An 18,449-nucleotide genomic window follows, 5' to 3' on the forward strand; every position below is an offset into this window, starting at 1 on the left:
GACGGGGCCCTATCGCGCCCACATCCGCCAGAACACGCCGTCACGCTTGACGACGAGGTGCATCAGGGCGCCGCCGATATGGGCGAAGACCAGCAGTGTCATGAGTAATGCCGCGCCGAAATGAACCTTGTAGATGGCTGTGCAGGTCGCCTCCTGCCCCGAGAAAGGCAGCGTCATCGGGATGGTCCAGAACAGGTTGACCGGCCCGTAGCACATGGATGTCGCCAGCCATCCGGCGAAAGGCACCACGAAAATCAGGATGTAGAGCAGATGGTGAACGCTGGTCGAGGCGATGCGCTCGAAGGGCGTCAGCGATGCTTCCGGAGGCGGAACGCCCTTGGCCAGCCGAACGGCCACGCGGGCACAGGCCAGGAAGAACACAATCAGTCCGAACGACTTGTGCCATTCGTAGAGCGAGTTCTTGAGCGCGGGATTGGCGGCGGGATCGGGCGGATAGGGAATGCTGGCCATGTAGACGCCGACCGGCACCATGGCGAAGATGATGGCGGCCATCACCCAGTGAATGACGCGATGGGGGGTCGAGTAGGTCTCTGGCTGCATGGCTTGATGCTCTCGCCCGGTGTGTAGGATTCGTTCTGCTGGTCGGATACGCCCTGCTACCGGCCGGTGGATGCGCAAGGCTGGCGCGCAACCGACCATCCCGCCGCTGGCGGAACTTCCTGTCTCGGCGCGATGATCGGCGGCACATCGGCAACTTGCAAGTGTGACGGAAACGAAGCCCGACTGGCCTTCCGTCGTCAGCCGAAGCGCATAGTGACACGATCCGGCCAATCATGGCTCTATAGGCATGGCGGTTCCATCGCACCTGCCACGCGATCCCGCGCTTGAACGGTGCGCCGATCCGACCCAGATAAGTCTCTCAGGAGCTGGCTTTTTTGACCAGCGTCCCGAATGACATTGCCAAGGCAGCCGCATGACGAGTGAGACCGGCCTTCTCGGGGCGTCCGACGACGTTTCCCGCGCCCGCGCCGAACGGGCCATCGCCGAGTTTCGCGCTGGACGCCCCGTGCGGATCGACGGGCAGGATGCGCGGATCGCCGTCGCTGGCGTCGAAACGCTCGACCTGCCACTCGCGACTGCGCTTGCGGCGCAGGCGTCCGGCGCGCCGCATCTGGTCCTGCCTGCGGCACGTCTCCGCCGCCTCGGGCTCGAACGCGGCGTTCCCGGCCGCGTCGCCCTGCACCGCATCGATCTCGCGCGCGTCGAGCAGCTTGCCTTGCTCGTCGAGGCGCGCATCGACGCGCCGGTCGCGCCCGTCGATGCGCTCGACGAGGCCGCCCTGGAACTGGCGCGTCTGGCGCTGACCATTCCGGCCGTCGTCGTTGCCCCGCTCGCTGCCGATGCGGCGCCGGACGAGGTCATCGCCGTTTCATCCGATGATATTGTCGGCTATCGCCGCGCCCAGTCGCGCCACCTGGCCATTGTCGGGCGAGCTCCCGTGCCCCTCGAAAACGCCCCCGAAAGCGAGTTTGTCGTGTTTCGCGGCGGCGAAGGCCTGCGTGACCAGGTGGCGATCATCGTCGGCAAGCCCTCTCCTGACCGGCCGGTGCCTGTGCGCCTGCACTCCGCCTGCCTGACGGGCGACCTGTTCGGCTCGCTGAAATGCGACTGCGGCGACCAGCTGCGCGGCACCGTGCAGTGGATGGCCGAGAATGGTGGCGGCATCCTGCTCTATCTGGATCAGGAAGGGCGCGGAAACGGCATCGCCAACAAGATGCGCGCCTACAAGCTCCAGTCGCTTGGCTGGGACACGTATGACGCCGACGAGGTTCTTGGTTTCGATCTCGATCAGCGTCGCTTCGATTTCGCGGCCAACATGCTCAAGCAGCTCGGCGTCACCAGCATCGATATCATGACGAACAACCCGCTGAAGGTCGCGGCCATGCGCGAGGCCGGGCTCGACGTTGTCTCCGAGCGGCGGGTGATCGGCCGGGCCACCGACCAGAATGTCCGCTACCTGACATCCAAGCGTGACCGCGCTGGCCACGCCATCGATGCGGATGCGCTGCTCGCCAGCCTGACCGCCGGCAAGTAACCGGGCACCGTTTGCGCTGAATCGCGAGTGAACGGGCGATCGAGGATGCGACGGGCATCCTTCATCGCACCGCAACCGCCGATGGGATATCAAGGCGCTTCCCGTCGCCGGATGAGCGCATGCCCGAGGATCGCCCGCCCTTTTCCCTGACGATCGCGCTCGGGCTGTTCGGCCTTGCGTGGTTCGTGCTGGCCGGTCCCTGGCTGATCGGCAGCGTGACGATCCCTTGGGACGGCAAGGCGCACTGGTATCCGCATCTCGTCTTCGCGTCCGCCGCCTTCCATGGCGGGGAAAACGCCGCATGGACGCCCAACATCTTCGCGGGCTCGCCGGAGATCGCCGACCCGCAATCCGTGCTGTTCTCGGTTCCGCTGCTCCTGCTCGCGCTGCTGCGCCCCTCGCCGTCCCTGCTCGCGATGGACTGGGCGGTGTTCCTGATGCTTCTCGCCGGCGGCGCTGCGGTCATCATGCTGTTCCGCGATCGCGGCTGGCATTGGGGCGGCGCGCTCGTCGCGGCGATCGCGTTCGCCTTCGGCGCGGCGGCGTCGTGGCGCCTGCAGCACCTGTCGCAGGTCTTCTCGCTTTGTTGGTGGGCGATCTCGTGGTGGCTGCTGTCGCGCGCCCTGAACCGCACCTCGCTCGTTCACGGCGTTCTCGCGGGACTTGCGGCTGGCGCGCTGCTGCTCGGGCGCGATCAGGTGGCCATGCTGTCGGCCTATCTGCTCGCGGGCGTCGTGCTCGACCATTGGCTGCGTGCGCAAGATCGCGGCGCGGCTCTGCGGGCGAGCCTGCTGCCGCTGACGGTCGCGGCGATCACCTGCCTCCTGGTCGCTGCCCTTCCCGTTCTGATGTCGGCGCTTTGGGGCTCTGAATCCAACCGCGTGGTGATCGATCTCGAAGGAGCTGGTCGCGGCTCGCTCCACCCGGCCCACCTCTTGACTCTGGCCATCGGCAATCTCTATGGCGCGGCGGGCATGCTGGCGAACCATTGGGGGCCGCCGAGCCCGACATGGGGCGATACCGGCCTGTTCCTCGCCCGCAATATGGGCGTGCTCTATTCGGGCGCCATCCCCTTCTTCCTGATCCTCGCGACCATCTGTTCCGGCGCGGCGTTCCGCTCCGAGATCCGGTTCGTGACCGCGGCGCTGGTCCTGATGCTGTTGTATGCCCTCGGCTGGTACACGCCCGCGCTCCCGCTGTTCTGGCACGTGCCGGGCATCGATCTGTTCCGCCGGCCGGCGGATGCGGTCTTCGTCATTGGGGGCCTCGCGGCGATCCTCGCCGGCTACGGCGCGCACCTGCTGCTGACCGGCAGGCTGGCGACCCGCTGGATCGTCGAGACCGGCATCGCCTTTCTGCTCGTCATCCTCGCGATGATGCTGATCCTGTGGAAGCAGGCGCCGATGACCGCCTGGGTCTCGCTGCTGATCGGCATCGTCACGCTGGTTCTCTCGCTCGCTATCCTGACCGCCGCCCGTTTCATCAAGCCGGGCCTGCTGCCGCTCGCGCTCGTCGCGGTGCTTGTGCAGGACCTTGCGATCACCAATGCGCCGAGTGAGTCCACGGCCCTGCCGCCGCAGGTCTATGACGTGTTGCAGCCCGCAACCGCCGATCCGACCGTGGCGCTGCTGAAATCCCGCATGATCCGCGACGGCGATCGCCGCGACCGGGTCGAGCTGATCGGGCTCGGCTACCCCTGGCAGAACGCCGCGCTGTCCCACGGTTTCGAGGACACTTTGGGCTTCAATCCGGTGCGCTCGGCCGCCTACGCCAATCTCGTCGGCGCCGAAGACATCGCCGCTCTGCCCGGCCAGCGCCGGTTTCCGCCGGCATTTCCGTCATATCGGTCGCCGCTCGCCGACATTCTCGGGCTGCGCTTCATCGTGTCCGGCGTGCCGATCAACGAGGTCGACAAGACCCTTGCTTCGGATGCCTTCCTGCTCGTCGCGCGGACGCCGGATGCCTACATCTACGAGAACGCACGCGCCCTGCCCCGCGTCTGGGTCACGCCGGCAACGGCGCCGACGCCACCCGATCTCGCCACCGCCGGCTTTCCCGCCGGACTGGACCCGCGCGAAACCGTCTTGATCGAAGGTCCGGCTTTGCCGCGCCGGAGCGGTGGCACCGCGCGCATCGCGGCTTACGGCAATACCGAGATCGTCGTCGAAACCGAGACCACCGATGGCGGCACACTGGTTCTGGCCGATGCCTGGCACCCCTGGTGGCGCGCGCGCATCAGCGGCGCGGAGGTGCCCGTCCGGCGCGCCTATGGCCTCGTGCGCGCCGTCGAGGTGCCGGCTGGCCGTGCGACTGTGCGCTTCGCCTTCGAGCCCGTACGCAGCGCGCTGGCCCAGTTGTCCCGGCGCTAGATCAGGCTGTCCGGAAGGGCCGGATCGCAACGCCCGCCGCTTCCAGCGTCTCGCGTACCTTTCGCGCCATGGCGATGGCTGCGGGGTTGTCGCCGTGGACGCAGATCGTATCGATGGCGACCTTGAGCTTCCTGCCGGTCACCGTCGTCACCTCCTGGTCCTGCACCATGCGCAGCACCCGCTCGGCCGCAAAGGCGGCGTCGTGGATGATCGAGCCCTCTTTCTTGCGGCTCGTCAGATTGCCGCTGTCGTCATAGGTGCGGTCGGCGAAAACCTCGCGCGCCATGGGCAGGCCGAGCTTCTCGCCGACGCGTTCGGTTGGCAGGGTCGGCATGACCACGAAGACCAGCGAGGGATCGACCCCCTTGATCGCCCGGCCGATGGCGAGGGCGATGTCCTCGTCGTCATTGCTCATGTTGCCGAGCGCCCCATGTGCCTTCACATGCGTGACCTTGTGACCAGCAAGCGCCGCGCAGGCCTGCATGGCGCCGATCTGGTAGGCCACCTGCTTTTCGAGGTCGGCCATGGTCTCGCCGCGGATGGTGCGGCGGCCGAAGCCCCAGAGGTCGCCGAAACCGGGATGCGCGCCGATGGCGACGCCCTTCGCCTTCGCGATCTCGGCCGTGCGGTGCATGATGATCGGATCGCCCGCATGCCAGCCGCAGGCAATGTTGGCGGACGAGACGATGGACAACATCGCCTCGTCGTCGCCCATCTTCCACGGGCCGAAGCCCTCGCCCATGTCGGCATTCAGATCGACGCTGGCCATGGCCCTCTCCTCAGGTGTCGCCGGTCGCAAGGTCGAACCGCCCGTGAGCATCGACCCAGCCATCGACGAGATTGGCGGCGAGCAGCGCCTCCGGATCGAAGGCGGGCCCGACCGGCTTAAGCCCGTCGCGGACGGCGTCGAGCATGGCCGCCTGCTCCCGCGCGGCCGCAATGGCTTCCGCCTGCGTGACGACCTCAAACCGGACCTCGCTGCCCGGCCGGTTCTGCACGAAGCGCGGCAGGTCCGCCGAGATCATGGTCGCGATCTTCGGATAGCCGCCGGTCGTGCCGGCATCGGCCAGCAGCACGATGGGCTCGCCCGAGCCCGGCACCTGGATGGCGCCGGTCGGAATGCCGTCCGAGACGATGTTGAAGCCCTTGGCGTGCTCGATGGTGGAGCCGGTGAGCCGATAGCCCATCCGGTCGGCCTGCGGTGAGATCACATAGGGCTGGCTGATCAGCGTCTCGATGCCGGCGGTCGTGAAATAGTCGTCCTGCGGACCGAGAACCACCCGGAACGGGCCGGCATGGACGCGCGGTGCGACGGTCGCGGTGAGGTCCGGCCCCATCGGCGCGCCCTTCACCACGAGCGTCTGGCCCGCCTTCACGGGCTGGCGATCGACTCCGCCGAGCCCCGCGCGCAGGTGGAACGACTGGCTACCCAGATCCTTCGGCAGGTCGAAACCGCCCGACACCGCCAGCACCATGAATGTGCCGGCCTTGGCGGGGCCGATGGTGATCGTCTGGCCCGGCTCGGCCGTTGCCGAGGTGAGTGGCCGCACGGCCTCGCCATCGATCCTGAGGTCGGCGACCGCGCCAGCGAGTGCAACGCGTATCGGGCCGCCTTCGACGACAAACGAACCGCCCATGACTGTGAACTCGATCGCGCCGGTGCCGGGTTCGTTGCCGACGAGCATGTTGGCGACCGCGAGCGCGATCCGGTCCACCGCCCCCGCCGATCCGACGCCATAGCGGCGATAGCCGAAGCGCCCTCCATCCTGAACGGAGGTTCCCGCACCGCAATCCCTGACCCTGAGCGCTGTCATGGTGCGATCAGTTCGGCGACCGGATCGCCGGCGGCGGCGGCGGCATCGAGCGCGTCCCAGCGGGATGCATCGACGGGCTGGAATACGACCTCTTCGCCGGCCCCGACGAGGAAGACGGGATCACGGTCCGGCATGAAGTTGCGGACGGGCGTGCGGCCGAGGAGGTGCCAGCCGGACGGCGCCTCGACAGAAGCGAATAGCGCCTGCACACCGCCGATGGAGACGGTGCCAGCCGGCGTCTTCAGTCGCGGATCGATACGCCTTGGCAGCGCAATCGACTGATCGGCCCCCGACAGGTAGCAGAAACCCGGCAGGAAGCCGAGCATGGCCACCCGGTAGACCCGCTCCGAATGACGGCGGATCACCTCGTTGGGAGTGATGCCGTGGGCGGCTGCGACATCATCCAGATCGATGCCGAACGCGCCGCCATAGACGACGGGAATGCGCCAGCGCTTCGCGGCCCCCGTCTCCGTCGTCAGACCATCCAGCAACTCCAGAACCCGCGTCTCGAAGGCGTGCATGTCGATCACCAGCGGATCGACCTGCACGAAGACCGAACGATAGGTCGGCAGACTTTCAACCACGCCGGGAAAGGCCGCTGCCGACAATGCCTCGTCGAAAGCAAGGCACAGGGCATTGATCCCGTCGTCGATCTCGGTGCCGAACTCGATCGTCACGGCGCTGTCGCCGCAGGCGAGAAAGCGCGGCCGGACGGCGAGGCCCATACCATTCACTCCCTGAACCGGATCCCTGCCGCCGCCTATCGCGGCGGTCCTCCTGCCTGTGTCGCCTCCACGAACATGCGCGGCAGCACCGTCACGATCTCGGGGAAGATGGTGATGACCGCGATCGCGACGACGAGCATCAGGAAGAAGGGCAGCGAGGCATAGGCGACGAACCAGCTGTCGCGGCCGCTCATCGATTGCAGCACGAAGAGCACGAAGCCGACGGGCGGCGTCACCTCCGCGATCTCGACCAGCAGAACGATGAAGATGCCGAACCAGATGGGATCGATGCCGACCTTCTGGATCATCGGCAGAACGATGGTCGTCGTCAGCACGATCATCGACACGCCGTCCAGCGCCGTGCCGAGCAGAATGTACATGATCGTCAGCACGGCGATGAGCTGGAACTTCGACGGGTTCAGCCAGGCCACGTATTCGGCGAGCGCCCGCGGAATGCCGGTGAAGCCCATGGCAAGCGTCAGATAGGCCGCGCCCGCGAGGATGAACATGATCATCGCCGAGAGACGCGTCGCGCCGAGAAGGCTCTCGCGGAAGTTCTCCCAGGTGAGCGAGCGGCCCCACCAGGCCAGCGCCAGCGAGCCGACGGCGCCGAAGGCCGCGGCCTCTGTCGCCGTCGCCCAGCCGGCGACGATCACCCAGATGACCATGAGGATCAGCAGCATGCAGGGGATCAGTTCGCGCGAGGCATGCAGCTTCTGCCGCAACGTCGTCGAGCCGATGTCGTCGGGCGGCACCTTGTCGGGATTGAGCAGCGCCCAGACGATGATGTAGCCGGAAAACAGCACCATCACGAGCAGCCCGGGCAGAAAGCCGGCGAGGAAGATCTGGATGATCGACACCTCGGCGGCGACCGCGTAGACGACCATGATGATCGAGGGCGGGATGAGGATGCCGAGCGTGCCGGACCCCGCCAGAGAGCCCAGCGACATGTTGTCGGGATAGCCGCGCCGCTTCAGTTCCGGGACGGTCATCTTGCCGATGGTCACCGCGGTCGCGGCGGAGGAACCGGATACCGAGCCGAATATGCCGCAGGCGAGCACATTGACGTGCAGCAACCGCCCCGGCAGGCGGCGCAGCCAGGGCGCGAGCCCGATGAACATCTGGTTGGCGAGGTTGGTTCGGAACAGGATCTCGCCCATCCAGACGAAGAGCGGCAGGGCCGCCAGCTCCCAGGACGCGACCGATTGCCAGACGGCCGTCGCAAGGTTGAGCGTCGGCGAGGAATTGGTGAAGAAGGCCATGCCGACCCAGCCGGTAATGGCAAGGCCGAAGCCGATCCAGGCGCCGAGCGTCAGGACCACGAACATGACGACGAGCAGAACGCCGCCGATGGCGAGTGTCGACATGGCTCAGACCTCGCCGGAATAGTCGCCGGCCGCGTGGCGATCGCGGACCTGGCTGACATAGGTCGGAACGAGGCCGCCGGCGACGCGAACCAGTTCATCGACGAGCGCCACGGCGAGCACGGCCGCTCCGAGTGCGACCGGCGCCTGAGGTATCCAGAGCGGCAGCGGCAGCAGACCCTGCCCACGATCGTTGAAGACGTAGCTCTCGTAGACCATGTTGCCGAGCGCGTAGGTCAGGAAGAGCGCGAAAGCCGAGCACATGGCGAGCGCGACGAACTCGATCCAGCGCGCGGTGCTGTCCGAAAAGCGGTCGATGAAAATGCCCATGCGGACGAGTTCGCCGCGCTTGAAGGTCGCCGCCAGCGGCAGGAAGGCGGCGCCGGCGCAGATCCAGGCGGTGATGTCGTCGGCGCCGCGCACCATGACGCCCACCGGCCGCAGCGCGGCTTGCGCCATCATCAAAAGACAAATGGCGAGCACGCAGGCGGCCCCCAGCCACGCGGCCCCGGTGTAAAGGAAATCGAGTGATTTTCGCATGACCGGCCTATGGTCCATCGACGCGCGTCGCGGACAGTGTCGGCGGCGGCTTCAGGCTGAGTGAGAATGCGGTGGAATGCCACTGCGACGCCCGCCGGACCGGCCTGGAAGCCGGCCCGGACGCGCGCGGCGATCAGGCGCCGATGCGCTTGCGGTAGTCGGCGATGACGTTGCGGCCGACATCGCCAGCCTTCGCCACCCATTCTTCGGTCAGCTTCGCGCCGACAGCCTTCACCTCACCCAGCAGCTGCGGCGACGGATCGACGATGGTCATGCCGTTCTTGCGCAGTTCCGCGATCGAATTGGTCTCGACCTCGCCGGCCATCTTCCAGCCACGCTCCTCGGCCTTGGCGGACACTTCCGTCATGGCCTTGCGAACGGCCTCGGGCAGGCGCTGCCAGGCCCGCTCGTTCACCAGCACGGCGTTCTTCGGCATCGAGGCGCGCAGGTTGATGAACTGGCTCGAAAACTCCCAAGCACGCGACTGCACGCCCGTCGCACCGGAGGTGATCATGCCGGTGACGATATTGGTGGCGAAGGCCTGCGGCACTTCCGATGCCTGCACCAGGGTCGGCACCGCGCCGAGAAGCTCGGCCATGCGCGAGGTGATCGGCGACACCGTGCGGAACTTCATGCCGCGCATGTCGGCGGCCGAGTTGATCGGGGTCTTGGAATAGAAGGCCTGGCTCGGCCACGCCACGCAGTAGAGCACGCGGATGCCGCGGCGCTGGCAGGCGGCTTCGAGCGCGGCCTTGGATGCCGCGTAGAGCGCCTGGCCCTGATCGAAGCCCTGCGCGAGAAACGGGATCGAATCGAGTTCGTAGATCGGGTCTTCATTGCCAAACTGGCTGATCAGGATCTCGCCGGCGGCAACCTGTCCGCTGCCGACAGCCCGGAGGATTTCCGGCAGGCGGATCAGCGAATTATTGGAGTGAACCTGGATCTTGATGCCATTGTTGGTGGCCTTGGCGATCTCGTCGACCCACCAGCGGACATTCTGGGTGTGATAGGTGCCGTCCGTGTAGGGGACCGGCATGTCCCAGGCGGTCTGGGCGCGCGCGACGAGCGGCGCTGCCAGAACTGCCGTGCCGGCTGCGCCGGCGACGAATTTGCGGCGATCGATCATTGGGAAATCTCCTGCAGTTCCCGTCTCTGGAATGCCCGGTCGCTGTCGGCCGGCAAGGCTTGTGCCCTTGGCTATGATTGGATCGCCGTTCGAGCCCGGTGACAAGGCCCTGCGCCGCATTACCCGGTACGCTGCAACGCACCAGCCCGGCCGTTCAGGAACTGCCGCCAACACCGTCGACGCTCACCTGAACAATCCGCCCGCCCTGTTCCGTTGTCAACATAACGTTGATGTTTTATTGCCGTTTTATGCATTTGATTTTGACGAGATGTCGATCCATTCTATTCGACCGCGTTATGGACAGAACCGGAGACGTCAAGATGGCCCCGCCCCCCAGCCTCGGCCCCATTGTCTCGTCAGCCCATCTCGCCGCGGGTGAAATGCCGGCGCTGTCCGAGTTCGAGTTCGGCATGATCATGGTCAGCCATGCCTTCCACCGCTGGACGGTGCGATGCGCGGCCGCGGCCGGCGCACCGGGGCTTTCGGCGCTCGAGAACATGATCCTGCACACGGTCTATCATCGGGCTCGGCCAAAGCGGCTGGCCGACATCGCGCTGGTCCTCAATGTCGAGGACATGCATCTCGTGACTTACGCCGTGAAAAAGCTCGAGAAAGCGGGGCTGGTGAAGGGCGAGAAGATAGGCAAGGAAAAGGCCGTTTCCGTCACCAGGAAGGGCGCCGACGCCGTGACGCGCTACCACGAGGTGCGCGAGGCCCTGCTGATCCAGGGCGTCAAGGCTTTCGGCACGGAAGCTCACATCCTCAGCCGGATCGCCACCGAGATGCGCGTCCTGTCCGGACTCTATGATCAGGCGGCCCGGGCGGCGGCGAGCCTCTGAGGCCCGCCGCGTCAATCCTCAGCCGCCGTAGGCCCTGGCGCCTTTCGACGAAACCAGTCCTTCCGCGACATCGCGCTCCAGCGCCGCGCGATCACGCTTGGCGGGATCGCCGATACCTGCGCCGCCCGGCGTCATGACCACCAGCCGGTCATCCGGCGGGATGAGCTGGAACCCCTTGCCCTTCAGCTTCTTGCCGGACTTCAACGCGACAGCGCCGGCCGCGCCGTCCTTGCCCCCGTCGCGCCCGCGCGGGGGATGGTCGATACGGTCATAGGCGGCCAGCAGGTCGAACGGCTTGCCGATGCGGCTGCCGACCTCGATCACCTGGCCGAGGCCGCCGCGCATGCGACCGGCGCCGCCGGAATCCTCGCGAAACTCCTTGCGCCAGAAGATCAACGGCGTGATCGACTCTGCGATCTCCACGGGCGTTCCCTTCACGCCCGAGGGATAGGCGGTGGCCGAAAGGCCGTCCTTCATCGGCCGCGCGCCGGTGCCGCCATTGGAGGTCACGGCCATGGTGAACCCGTAATTGCCGAGCCCGGCATCCTCGGTCTGGCCGCGCACATTGAGATTCCACAGGCAGGAGGTGCCTTCGGCCGGAACGCGTTCGGGAATGGCCTGCCGCAGCGCGCCGAACACCACATCGGGCAGCATCTGGCCGATGATGTGACGCGAGGCGACCGGCTTGGGTTTCAGCGCATTGACGATGGAGTCCTCGGGCGCGGAGACCGTTAGAGGCGCCAGCGACCCCGCATTGTTGGGGATGTCCTTGCCGACGATGCAGGCAAGACCGAACACGGTGTAGGCGGTGGTATAGGCGAGCGGCACATTGATGCCGCGCTTCGATGCCGGGCCGGTGCCGGTGAAGTCGACGTGGATTCCCTTCTTGGTGACCTCCACCGTGCAGGACAGCGTGACCGGCTCGTCGTAGCCATCGACCGTCATGGTATTCGACCACTTGCCCTGCGGCAGCGCGGCTACGGCTTCCAGCACGGCGGCTTTCGAGCGGGACATGATGTGCTTCGACAGCACATCGAGATCCTTCAGGCCAAACTCCTCCATCATCTCGGAGAGGCGTTCGCAGCCGACATCGTTGCAGGCGGCCAGCGAATAGACGTCACCCTCGGTGTCGATGGGCAGGCGCGTATTGGCGCGGATCATCGCCATCAGCGTCTCGTTCAGCTTGCCGCGGTCGGCGAGCTTGAGGAGCGGGATATAGAGCCCCTCCATGAATACATCGGTGCCGTCGGGCCCGAAGCCGATGCCGCCGATATCCATGAGATGGCTGGTGCAGGAAAACAGGCCGACGAGCTTGCCGCGATGGAAGGCCGGCGTCGTCAGGACGAAATCGTTGAGGTGACCGGTGCCCATCCAAGGATCGTTGGTGATGTAGATGTCGCCCGGCTTCATCGTGTCGACCGGGAAGGCCTTGATGAAATGCCTGACGCTCTCGGCCATGGAATTGACGTGGCCGGGCGTGCCGGTCACGGCCTGCGCCAGCATGTTGCCCTCGCGGTCGAAGACGCCCGCCGAGAGATCGCCGGCCTCGCGCACGATGGGCGAGAAGGCCGTGCGCAGCAGCACCTGAGCCTGTTCCTCGACCACCGCGATGAGGCGGTTCCACATGACCTGCAGTTCGATATCGGAAAGCTTGCTCATGACGGTCACTTTCCCTTCTTCGAGGCAGGTTTGGCCTTCGGGGCAGATTTGGCGGCCTTGCGGGCGGTCAGCACCAGACCGAGCCCGCCGTCGATCTCGGCATCGAAGGTCGCCGTGACAAAGGTGGAGGTGCCGGCTTCCACGACGATCGCAGGGCCGGCAATGCGGGCGCCCGGCGCCATGGCGAGGCGGTCATACATCGGCACCTTCACGGTCTTGCCTGCCTTCGCGTCGAAGACAGGCCGCGTGCCGATCGGCTTCGGCCCCGCCTTCGATTTCGGTTTCGCCAGCATTGGCGGCCGCGCGGTATCGGTCGTCACCAGCAGCGACCACGAAAGGATCTCGATGGCCGCGCCGGGAATGTGGCGCGCGAAGAGCTGGCGATAGCCCGCCTCGAAGCTGTCGCGCATCTTCGCCATGTCCTTGTCCGTCAGCGCACGGATCGGCAACGCGACGGCGATTTCGTGCCCCTGCCCCGCGTAGCGCATGAAGGCGGTGCGTGTTTCGGTCAGCTTCCGGTTGCCGGCAGCAGCCTTGGCGAGCGCGCTCGCTTCCGCGCTCATGCCGGACAGCAGGCGGTTCGCCTCCTTCAGGTCGAAGCGGTCAAGCCGCATGAATCTGGAATGGACAAGCTCATAGGCTGCCGGCGCGCGCAGGAAGCCGACCGCCGAGCCGACGCCGGCATCGGCCGGCACGACGACGCGACCGATGCCCAGCTTCTCGGCGAGGCGCGCGGCATGGAGCGGCGCCGCGCCGCCGAAGGCGACCATGGTGTGATCGGAGACGACCACGCCGCGCTCCACCGAATGGACGCGGGCGGCATTGGCCATATTCTCGTCGACGATCTCGGCGACGCCGTGGGCAGCCATGGAGGTCGATAGCGACAAGGGCTTGCCGACGCTTGCATCCAGCGCCGCGTCGGATTTCTCGGGGTAGAGCTTGATCGCGCCGCCTGCAAAGCGGGCCGGCTCGATCTTGCCGATGGCGACATCGGCGTCGGTGACGGTCGGCAGTTCGCCGCCGCGGCCATAGCAGGCCGGTCCCGGCACGGAAGCGGCCGAGTCCGGCCCGACCGTGATGCGCTTCAGCGTATCGACGCGCGCGATGGAACCGCCACCCGCGCCGATCTCGACCATTTCAATGACCGGGATGCGGACCGGAAGGCCCGAGCCCTTCATGAAACGCGACTGCCGGTCGACCTCGAAGGTGCGCGCCTTGTAGGGTGTCGCATCGTGGATGAGGCAGATCTTTGCGGTGGTGCCGCCCATGTCGAAGGACAGAACCTTGTCCTCGCCACGCTCGGCAGCGATGTGGGCCGCGAGGATCGCGCCTCCCGCCGGACCCGACTCCACAAGACGGATGGGGAAACGCGCAGCCGTCTCCAGCGTCGCCAGCGATCCGCCCGAGGTCATCAGGTGGATGGGCTTGCCATAACCCTCGGCGGCGAAACGCGCCTTCAGGCGGCCGAGATAACCGGCCATCAGCGGCTGCACATAGGCATTGGCGACCGCCGTCGAGGTGCGCTCGTATTCGCGCATCTCCGGACAGACCTCGCAGGACAGCGTGACCGCGATCTCCGGCGCTTCCTTCGCGAGAATGTCGCGCACGCGCTCCTCGTGCTTGCCGTTGGCATAGGAATGAATGAAGGCGACCGCGACCGCGTCGACCTTCAGCTTCCTCAGCTCCTTGGCGAGGCGGACAACAGCTGCCTCGTCGAGATCGACCCAGACCTTGCCCATCACGTCGATGCGCTCGGGAACGGTGAAGCGCAGCTGGCGTGGCACGAGCTGGCGCGGCTTGTCGATGAAGATGTCGTACTGGTCGTAGCGTCCCTCGTCGGCGATCTCGATCACGTCGCGGAAACCGTCCGTGGCGATCAGCGCGGTCCTGGCGCCCTTGCGCTCGATCACCGCGTTGGTCGCCAGCGTCGTGCCGTGCACGAACACGTCGAGGTCGGCGAAGCCGATGCCGGCCTCCTTCAGCACGATGCGCGTGCCGTCGACCACCGCTTCCTCGGGCGCATGGGGCGTGGTCAGCACCTTGGTGGTGAAGCGCCTGTCGCCCTGTTCCAGGACGATGTCGGTGAACGTGCCGCCGATATCCGTGGCAAGGCGGGTGACGCCCGATCTCGCCTGCGGCTTTGCCTTCGGTGACAACGCTGCCTTCGTCGAAGGCTTGGCTGCTGATTTGGCCATGCTGAGGTCAGTCCGATCCGTGAGGCCGGCACGCGGATGCACCATGCAGCCCGCCGCCGAGATCGCAGGACTGTCGCATGAAACGCCGCCGTTTCACGACCGCCTGCGGTATGTGCGGTGACATTCCAGCGCCGCAGAGCGCAAGTCAACAATTCATCGACGATTTGTTGTCGAAATGGCCGCGATGCCGCGACAATGCCGACCTGCACTGCATTTGGCGCGCTCGGTTCAGCGCACCTTCGCCAACCATTTCTTGTCGAGCATCACGTGGATGCCCTTGTTGCCGTTGACGACCTGCGTCACGCGCACGTCGGCGACCAGCGACAGGAGCGCAAAGGCTTCGTCACGGTCGAGGCCCGACCGCACCGTGACCAGATCGATCATCGACCGCAGGGCAATCTGAACCGCTGCGTCCAGATCGGGGTCGAAGGCCATGGTGATGGCATGGGTCGGCGTTTCGGCCATTGGCCAGACAAGGCTCATATCGTCGCGCACGGTCAGCCGGAACGTGCCGATCAGCCCGGTTTCGATGGCGGTGATGCAGACCTCGCCGTCGCCCTGCGCGCCGTGAGCATCGCCCACCGAGAAATTCGCCCCGGCGACGAAGACCGGCAAATAGAGCGTCGTGCCGGCAACCAGTTCCTTGTTGTCGAGATTGCCGCCGTTGCAGCGCGGCGGCAGCGTGTTGATGCGCCCCCACTCGACCGGCGGTGCCACAGCCATGACACCGAAGAACGGCCGGTCGAGCGCGATCTCGTGACCCCAGGGCATGGTCGCGACCTTGCGGATGCGATCGATGCGCGAGTGGAACAGCCGGAATGCCTTGACATCATCGGGCAAGGCCCCTGACAGCGGCTTCACGAAGGTGTAGCCCCAGTCGTAGTGCAGGTCGATCGCCTCGATATCAACTTGCAGCACCTGCCCCGGTTTCGCGCCCGCCACCGCCACGGGACCGGTGCAGATATGGCCGGGCAACGCCGGTCCGCCAAAGCGTTGGTGAATCGCCGTCAGGGCTGCCGGGATGCCCCAGTCGGCCGGCGGCAGGACGTCGGTGCCGCCGGAAACGGTCGAGATCGTCACCCGGTCGCCGGAGGCAATCGTCAGGCGCGGCGGCAGCGCCGCCTCGAAATAGCCCCAGTGGGCCGTATCGGCGGAGGCGTCGAGGCGGTGGCTCATGTCGTGTCCCGGAGTGGCGGCGTCGCTCTCGCCGTTCTCACCCGGAACCAGTGCAGCGCCAAGCCCGCGCCGAGGAAGGCCAGCCCCACCGCATCGGCATAGGCGCTGGGGGCAAGAAGCAGGCTGCCGCCGATGAGGCAAAGGACGCGCTCGGTCCAGTTGGCCTGTTCGAGGGCCTGCCCCGTGAACATGATGCAGAGGCCGACCAGCGCCAGACAGGCGGTGATCGTCACCCACAGAACCGACAGCCAGGGCAGAAGACCCGACGGCAAGCCATAGGTGATGGCGCCGGCGGCGTTGGTGCCGGTCGGCACGAGCATGAGCAACTGCGCGCCATCGGGCGTCAGGCAGAACATGAAGGGCACGACGAAGGCCGGCAGCGTGTACTTCCACGCCTGCATCGTGGTGCGGAACGGCTCGCCGCCGGTAATGGCCGAGGCCGCGAAGGGCGCGAGCGCCGTCGGCGGTGACACGTCGGCCAGCACGGCATAGTAGAACATGAACATATGCGCGGCGGCCGGCGGCACGCCGACCTTCACGAGCGCCGGCACGAGCATCACTGCGGCAATGATGTAGCTGGCCGTCACCGGCACGGAGAGGCCGAGGATCCACATGGCGATCGCCGCCATGAGCAGGATCAGGAACACGTTCGACCCGCCGGCGGCGATGATGATGCCGGAAATGGTGAGGCCGAGCCCCGTCAGGTTCACGACTGAGACGATGACGCCGGCGCAGGCGCAGACCGCGACGATGGCGAGCGTCGAACGCGTGCCGTCGATCAGCGCTTCGATCATGGCCGTGCCGCCGGCCGGCAGGTCTCGCCCTGCTTGCGCCGCGAGCAGCGACTGGGCGCCCGAAGCGGTCACGGCCGCTGCAATGCCCCAGAAGCTGGCGACCGACAGGCGCCCATCGAACAATTCGTGCATTCCGAGCGTGCGCGGAATGTCCGACAGCCCGAAGAAATGCGCGGCAAGGGCCGCGCCGCAGCCGATCAGGAAGCCGCTCCGGGTCACCAGCTGGCTGTCCGGCCGCAGCATCGACAGCACGAAGGCGACGACGATCGACCAGTAGACCGCCATGAAGCTGGTGAAGCCGAGCACGAGGAAGATCGCGATCGCGCCGAGGGAGATGAAGTGATAGCCGCCGGCCTTGGTCAGTTCCCAGAGCGAGGCGTCGGACGTGCGCACGGCGGAGACGTTCATGCGCCGGGAATCGGCCTCCGTCATCAGCCAGCACGAGACGTAGTAGAGGATGGTCGGGATCGTCGCGTAGATGAGGATCTGGAGGTAGTCGACGTCGAGGAACTCGGCGATGATGAAGGCCGCCGCGCCCAGCGTCGGCGGCGACAAGGTCGCGCCGATTCCGGCCGCCGAGAGCATGCCGCCGGCGACGTTGGGCGAGTAGCCGGACCGCTTCAGCATCGGCCAGGCGAGCGATGAGACGGTGACCGTCGTCGCGACGCCCGAGCCGGACACCGTGCCCAAGAGAAAACCGGAGGCGACCACCGCCCTCCCCGGCGCCGACGGTGACGGGTTCTTGCCGAACAGCGCGAAGGCCCATTCGATGAAGAAGCGCCCGGCACCGCCTCTATCCAGCACCGCGCCATAGATGGTGAAGAGGATGATGAAGGTGGCGGCCACGTCGAGCGGCGTGGTGAAGATGCCCTCGAGGGTCAGGAAATTCTGGCCGATAATGCGGTTCAGCGTGAAGCCACGGTGCTCGAAGACATCCGGGATCAGCCAGCCGGACCCGGCATAGCAATAGACCAGGAAGACGAGCGCGATGGCCGGCAGGATCCAGCCGACCGCCCTGCGCGTCGCCTCCAGCACCAGCAGGATCAGCGCCAGGCCGAGGACCAATTCCTCCGGCGCCGGACGCATGGCTCGGGATTTGTAGGCGTCGATGTTCAGCGACAGATAGACAGCGGTGTAGAGCGCCACCGCGGCGAAAATCCAGTCGACCGGCTGAAGGCGCGCCAGGAAGCGATTGGACACCAGCAGCGGATAGCTGAGGAAGCACAGAGCCAACAGGACGCCGAGCCCGTAGGCGACGCTGGAGCGGCCATAGATCGCGAACATCGGGTTCGGATGGTGCAGCAGATAGGCGATGGCGGCGGCGGCCAGCAGGCAGGCGACCAGTTCCTCGGGCGTCGCGCGGCGCGTCTGCGGATAGCCATCGGCGCCCTGCTTCGTCAGCGGGTAGAGAATGAAGATCAGCGCCAGGCAGGCGGCGAGGAATGTCGAGCGATAGACCGTCGTGTTGATCGCGAACTGCGTCCAGTAGAGCGCGAACCCACCGATCGCGAGGCAGGCAGCACTGGTCAGCCAGCCGAGCCAGCCGTCGACACGACGGGCTGGCCCGCCTTCGGAATCGGACGACAGCTTCTCGATTTCTTCAGCGGTGAGCTGTCGCTCGCCGTTCCGCTGTTCCGCCTGAACAGACGTCATGCCGTCCTCGCCTCCCCGCACGGGCGGGGCAGCGCCTTGCCAGCGCCTTGTCCCCGGTATCCCTCGGCGCACCATAGCGGCTGTCGCCAAGGAAAAAAGCCGGGGCGGAGGGTTCCGTCCCCGGCTTTCGCACGATATC

14 protein-coding genes are annotated in these 18,449 nt (G+C 66.6%); 3 read left to right on the forward strand and 11 right to left on the reverse strand.

Annotated features, from left to right (window positions below):
* Positions 1-9: 9 nt before the first annotated feature.
* On the reverse strand, positions 10-561 hold the full coding sequence (locus JNK84_RS11360) for a cytochrome b (protein WP_293424118.1): 552 nt from the start codon (positions 559-561) through the stop codon (positions 10-12).
* A 373-nt stretch (positions 562-934) separates the two neighbouring features.
* Between JNK84_RS11360 and ribA the strand changes: the two genes are divergently transcribed.
* Positions 935-2,056 (forward strand): GTP cyclohydrolase II RibA, encoded by a 1,122-nt coding sequence (gene ribA, locus JNK84_RS11365; protein WP_293424120.1) that lies wholly within the window; start codon positions 935-937, stop codon positions 2,054-2,056.
* Between the two features lie 119 nt (positions 2,057-2,175).
* Entirely contained in the window at positions 2,176-4,425 is a 2,250-nt protein-coding gene (locus JNK84_RS11370) for a hypothetical protein (RefSeq protein WP_293424122.1), read from the forward strand.
* A 1-nt stretch (position 4,426) separates the two neighbouring features.
* On the opposite strand, the gene JNK84_RS11375 is transcribed toward JNK84_RS11370, so the two are convergent.
* From JNK84_RS11375 to JNK84_RS11400, 6 genes are all read right to left on the reverse strand, one after another.
* Positions 4,427-5,194, reverse strand: a complete 768-nt coding sequence (locus JNK84_RS11375) for a LamB/YcsF family protein (RefSeq protein WP_293424124.1) — start codon at positions 5,192-5,194, stop codon at positions 4,427-4,429.
* A gap of 10 nt (positions 5,195-5,204) precedes the next feature.
* Entirely contained in the window at positions 5,205-6,239 is a 1,035-nt protein-coding gene (locus tag JNK84_RS11380) for a biotin-dependent carboxyltransferase family protein (RefSeq protein ID WP_293424126.1), read from the reverse strand.
* On the reverse strand, positions 6,236-6,964 hold the full coding sequence (gene pxpB, locus JNK84_RS11385) for a 5-oxoprolinase subunit PxpB (RefSeq protein ID WP_293424128.1): 729 nt from the start codon (positions 6,962-6,964) through the stop codon (positions 6,236-6,238). The genes JNK84_RS11380 and pxpB overlap by 4 nt, the downstream gene beginning before the upstream one ends.
* Positions 6,965-6,999: 35 nt before the next feature.
* On the reverse strand, positions 7,000-8,331 hold the full coding sequence (locus tag JNK84_RS11390) for a TRAP transporter large permease (RefSeq protein ID WP_293424130.1): 1,332 nt from the start codon (positions 8,329-8,331) through the stop codon (positions 7,000-7,002).
* A gap of 3 nt (positions 8,332-8,334) precedes the next feature.
* A complete protein-coding gene (locus JNK84_RS11395; RefSeq protein ID WP_293424133.1) occupies positions 8,335-8,868 on the reverse strand; it encodes a TRAP transporter small permease in 534 nt (177 codons plus the stop codon).
* 133 nt (positions 8,869-9,001) lie between these two features.
* Positions 9,002-9,994, reverse strand: coding sequence for a TRAP transporter substrate-binding protein (locus tag JNK84_RS11400; protein ID WP_293424135.1), 993 nt, complete (start codon positions 9,992-9,994; stop codon positions 9,002-9,004).
* Positions 9,995-10,314: 320 nt separating this feature from the next.
* Here JNK84_RS11400 and JNK84_RS11405 point away from each other — a divergent pair, with 320 nt between their 5' ends.
* Positions 10,315-10,833 carry a winged helix DNA-binding protein gene (locus JNK84_RS11405; protein ID WP_293424137.1) on the forward strand — a complete coding sequence of 173 codons (519 nt, stop codon included), beginning with the start codon at positions 10,315-10,317 and terminating at the stop codon, positions 10,831-10,833.
* A gap of 18 nt (positions 10,834-10,851) precedes the next feature.
* Here JNK84_RS11405 and JNK84_RS11410 read toward each other — a convergent pair whose 3' ends face one another.
* The 4 genes from JNK84_RS11410 to JNK84_RS11425 all read right to left on the reverse strand — a co-directional run bounded on the left by JNK84_RS11410 (position 10,852) and on the right by JNK84_RS11425 (position 18,310).
* A complete protein-coding gene (locus JNK84_RS11410) occupies positions 10,852-12,492 on the reverse strand; it encodes a hydantoinase B/oxoprolinase family protein (RefSeq protein ID WP_293424139.1) in 1,641 nt (546 codons plus the stop codon).
* A gap of 5 nt (positions 12,493-12,497) precedes the next feature.
* Positions 12,498-14,648 carry a hydantoinase/oxoprolinase family protein gene (locus JNK84_RS11415; protein ID WP_293424141.1) on the reverse strand — a complete coding sequence of 717 codons (2,151 nt, stop codon included), beginning with the start codon at positions 14,646-14,648 and terminating at the stop codon, positions 12,498-12,500.
* 267 nt (positions 14,649-14,915) lie between these two features.
* On the reverse strand, positions 14,916-15,863 hold the full coding sequence (locus JNK84_RS11420) for an acetamidase/formamidase family protein (RefSeq protein ID WP_293424143.1): 948 nt from the start codon (positions 15,861-15,863) through the stop codon (positions 14,916-14,918).
* On the reverse strand, positions 15,860-18,310 hold the full coding sequence (locus JNK84_RS11425; protein WP_293424145.1) for a TRAP transporter permease: 2,451 nt from the start codon (positions 18,308-18,310) through the stop codon (positions 15,860-15,862). Before JNK84_RS11425 ends, JNK84_RS11420 begins: the two co-directional genes overlap by 4 nt.
* Between the last annotated feature and the right edge of the window lie 139 nt (positions 18,311-18,449).

This window comes from Phreatobacter sp. (genome assembly GCF_016793595.1).
GTDB lineage: Bacteria > Pseudomonadota > Alphaproteobacteria > Rhizobiales > Phreatobacteraceae > Phreatobacter.